We start from the raw sequence: 2819 nt of genomic DNA, 5'->3' as shown, positions 1-2819 counted from the left end.
TGGCATCATGAACGTCGCGATATTTGCTCCCCTTGTTTCCAACGTCACATGCGTGCTTGAATATGCGGGTGGCGGTACCGTGAATCTCGTGAACGCGGTGATATCGGGTTTGATCGCCTTTGCTGTCACCTTCGTGCTTACGATGGTTTTCGGTCCGAAGATGGCCCAAAAATAGAGATTGCTGGAAACTTGAGGTAGGTAGTCATGGCGCGATTCACGCATGAACGCATAAGTGACCACATAGTACGTATTGTCGATCCGTGTAAAGTTGCCGTATACCTTGTAACGGGGGGCGAACGATGCGTGCTTTTAGATACGGGATGCGGGTGCGTCGGCCTAAGGAACGAAGTTGAGTCATTGACAGATTTGCCGGTAACGGTTCTTGTTACTCACGGGCATGTTGACCATGCGTTTGGTGCCGGAGAATTTGGCGAAGCGTTTATCAATATGAGCGATGTCCCGGTGTACCTTGACCATTCCGACAATGCCTACCGTAAGCAATTTGTACGCGCGATATTGGGCGAAGGCGCTTCCTTCGAGCTGGTTGACCCATTGCCGCTGGAGCGGTTTTCGCCCCTGCGCGATGGCGACATATTCGACTTGGGCGGCGTTGCGGTTCGCGTCCTATCGGTGCCCGGACATACGATGGGCATGATGGTTGCCTACATAGATGCCGATGAAACGATGCTTTTAGGTGATGCTTGCGGCCCAGGAACGATCTTGCTCGAGGACTGTTCAATGCCAGTCGATGTGTACTATAGGGCGTTGTGCCACCTCGAGCAGGAAGGCCCTCGTTTCACTCGCGTTTTGCGCAACCATGGAACGTTCGAATCGTCTCCGGCATTGCTTCCAAACGTCATCGAGGTGTGCCGGCGTATCCTGAATGGCGAAGACGATCGCGTTCTCTTGGATGCCTCATTGGGGGCGATTCTCCCGCGGTCACGCAATTTGCCAATCTACCAGGCAGTTAAAACAGTTTACCGCGATGGTCATCCCGTTTGCGCCGACGGTTTAGAGGGCAACGTGACATATCGATTTGATAAGGCATAGTGATAAGAAAGGTCCTGTCTAACATGAAAAATGTCATCTTTCGCGCAGATGATTTGGGTTATAGCGAGGGTGTCAACTGCGGGATTGCAAAGGCCGTGCGCGAAGGAGTTGTAAGCTGCGTTGGTGTCATGGCAAACATGGATGCCGCTCAACACGGTATCGATTTGTTGGTAGATGCCGAGGCTGTGCTGGGGATGCATGCGGTCATGAGCGCAGGCGCACCTGTTTTGCCTCCCCACGAAGTCGCGTCGCTTGTGGATGGAAATGGCTTATTTAAGTCAAGCTCCTTCTACCGAGAAAACCAGGGGAAGGACATTGCTTTTGAAGAGCTTATTAACGAGATAGATGCCCAAATTGAGCGCTTTTATGCGATGACGAATCGGCTTCCGGCTTACTTGGATTTCCATGCCGTATTTGCTCCATGTTTTGTTGAAGCTGTTGAGGAGGTGGGCTCTCGTCGAGGCATTCCTACATGCACGGGCTTGTCAGGTTTATGCATGGTTGGCAATGCAAGTGTGACGATATTGCCAATCTGCCACGAAGAGACGCTGGAGAAGCAGCGTCGTGCCGTCGAGGAGCAGCTGTCTAAGGTTACTGCCGGCGGCACATCATTATATATCTTGCATCCAGGCTATGTTGATATGCCGCTGCTGGAGACTTCTTCAGTTACGCTTCCGCGGTGTTTTGACGTCGCGCTTGCATGTGATGGCCAATTCAGGGAATGGCTGCGGAAGAACGATTTTGAGATAACAGATTTTGCATCTGTACAGCAGTTTTAATTGGCTAAGCCGAAAGGTGAGACATGAACGATTCGGGGTTATTTGGCGCACTCGAGGCGGGCGGCACAAAGATGGTGTGCGCGGTTGGGTATGCAGATGGCACGATAGCCGGTAGTTGTCGAATTGACACGGGCAATCCAGATGACACGGTGGATGCCTGTGCGGAATGGTTTTCAAAATGGAACATAGATGCGCTTGGAATTGGCGCATTTGGACCCACCGCGGTCGACCCGTCTTCGCCGAATTATGGCAGTATCTTGGAAACGCCTAAACGCGCATGGTCACATTTTGACCTGCTGGGATCGTTGAAGGCTAAATTGGATGTGCCAATGGGATATGACACTGATGTCAACGCCGCATGTCTTGGAGAGGTCGTATATGGCTGCGCTCGAGGCTTGAAAAATGTGGTTTATTTGACAATAGGGACAGGAGTTGGCGCTGGAGTTATGGTCCAGGGCCAGCTCCTCCATGGAATCCTGCACCCAGAGGCGGGGCACGTCGTTTTGGCTCGAGATCCTTTGGATCCAATGCCCGTTAATGAATCCGCCTGCCCCTTCCATACAAATTGTCTTGAGGGTTTAATTGCCGGCCCGGCAATTGCAAAGCGCTGGAAAGGTATGAGCGCTTCAGATATTGCCGGTGATGACGACGCGATAAAACTCCTAGCTGGTTATCTTGGACAGGCGCTCGTTACATTTGCGCTGTGTTACGCTCCGCAGAAAATAATCATTGGTGGTGGCGTTGCAGACAATACCCCTGTAGTTTCCTATGCCAGAAGAGCATTTAAAGAGCTTTTAAATGGGTATTTCAAAACGCCGGAAACATGCAATCCTGAAACATACATAGTAAATAATTCGCTTCTTGGCAATCAGGGTATCTTTGGCTGCTTCGAGCTTGCCAGACGTGCGCTTCAATGAAGTTGGTGGGATGCGTTACCATGCCTTTTGTCTTCAATGTAGAGGGAGGGCTCATGTGCGAAACGCAGAGGAC

Annotated in this window: 3 protein-coding genes; all 3 read left to right on the top strand. The window is 51.3% G+C overall.

Features of this window, described 5'->3' with window-relative positions; genetic code table 11:
- The first annotated feature begins 204 nt into the window (after positions 1-204).
- From ACT8II_RS05430 to ACT8II_RS05420, 3 genes are read left to right on the top strand one after another with little or no spacing between them, the layout of a single operon-like run.
- Positions 205-1050 (top strand): MBL fold metallo-hydrolase, encoded by an 846-nt coding sequence (locus ACT8II_RS05430; RefSeq protein ID WP_118653450.1) that lies wholly within the window; start codon positions 205-207, stop codon positions 1048-1050.
- Between the two features lie 23 nt (positions 1051-1073).
- Positions 1074-1829, top strand: a complete 756-nt coding sequence (locus ACT8II_RS05425; RefSeq protein ID WP_118653451.1) for a ChbG/HpnK family deacetylase — start codon at positions 1074-1076, stop codon at positions 1827-1829.
- A gap of 23 nt (positions 1830-1852) precedes the next feature.
- Positions 1853-2746, top strand: coding sequence for an ROK family protein (locus ACT8II_RS05420; RefSeq protein ID WP_118653452.1), 894 nt, complete (start codon positions 1853-1855; stop codon positions 2744-2746).
- Positions 2747-2819 lie beyond the last annotated feature (73 nt).

It is taken from the genome of Collinsella sp., from assembly GCF_052346665.1.
GTDB lineage: Bacteria > Actinomycetota > Coriobacteriia > Coriobacteriales > Coriobacteriaceae > Collinsella.
Note: the sequence above shows the minus strand (reverse complement) of the source record. Positions and strands in the feature narration are given on the sequence as shown.